Origin of the sequence: Vibrio sp. 10N.222.48.A3 (assembly GCF_041475345.1) — a bacterium.
GTDB lineage: Bacteria > Pseudomonadota > Gammaproteobacteria > Enterobacterales > Vibrionaceae > Vibrio > Vibrio tasmaniensis_A.
The window spans coordinates 1-459 of record NZ_JBFRVX010000750.1; the positions used below are offsets into that span (position 1 = coordinate 1).

Below are 459 nucleotides of genomic sequence, written 5' to 3' on the forward strand. Positions count from 1 at the left end.
TATAAACAAATAGGTGAGGATACAATCTGATGCTAAATGACAAAAGAACAAAAATCTTGAGCTCAGCAGAAAAGCTATTTATTTCTCAGCCTTATAGTAAAGTTTCAATTCGGTCTATTGCTAAGTCTGCGGGTGTAAGCCCCGCGTTAATTCTTTATTACTTTAATAACAAAGAGCAATTGTTTGATCAGCTCATCGAAGAGCATACAAGTCGTTTTCAAGAGCAGTTCTCAAAGTATCAGAGAGTGGATGGAATACAACTACAACACTTACTTTCTGAACTTATCGAGTTTTGGGAAGCTTCGCCTAACATCTTTTTACTATTCACTTTTGGCGGAAGTTCATACAATTACGAAAATGTTCAACGCCTTAAAGAGTCTAAGTTTGGTTACACCTACAATAAGACTCTTGAAAATCTTCTTTATTTAGTTGATGGCTGTAACGAGTCAAACTTTCATT

Annotated in this window: 1 protein-coding gene; it reads left to right on the forward strand. The window is 35.3% G+C overall.

The genetic code is table 11. From position 1 onward, the window contains the following. Positions 1-29: 29 nt before the first annotated feature. The coding region (locus AB4653_RS19330) for a TetR/AcrR family transcriptional regulator (RefSeq protein WP_372105043.1) at positions 30-459 on the forward strand (430 nt) is incomplete at its 3' end.